The organism is Psychrobacter sp. 78a-MNA-CIBAN-0178 (genome assembly GCF_040309625.1).
In the GTDB taxonomy this organism is placed as follows: domain Bacteria; phylum Pseudomonadota; class Gammaproteobacteria; order Pseudomonadales; family Moraxellaceae; genus Psychrobacter; species Psychrobacter okhotskensis.
The window spans coordinates 1-231 of the sequence record NZ_JBEOOZ010000223.1 but is presented as its reverse complement, the minus strand read 5'-3'; the positions used below and the strand labels follow the sequence as shown (position 1 = coordinate 231).

Sequence of the window (231 nt, the reverse complement as noted above, 5' to 3'; positions counted from 1 at the left end):
GCGTAATGGCTTGTTGGCATGACTGGTATTATTGGCTAGCATTAACGGTACACCACTGCATCCGCTTCACGCTTGACCATTTCACCTAATTTCCATGCTTTTTCGCCAGCATCATTCAAGGTTTGGATAGCAGCATCTGCTTTATCTTTTGGTACGACGATAACAAACCCAACGCCGCAGTTAAAGGTACGGTACATCTCGCTTTGCTCGATATTACCTTGGGTTTGTAAC

At 45.0% G+C, this 231-nt stretch carries 1 protein-coding gene; it reads right to left on the bottom strand.

Annotation, left to right across the window (positions count from 1 at the left end):
• Positions 1-41: 41 nt before the first annotated feature.
• Positions 42-231, bottom strand: a 190-nt coding sequence (locus AAEY80_RS14905) for an AIR synthase-related protein (RefSeq protein ID WP_350588649.1), incomplete at its 5' end; no start/stop codon positions are given.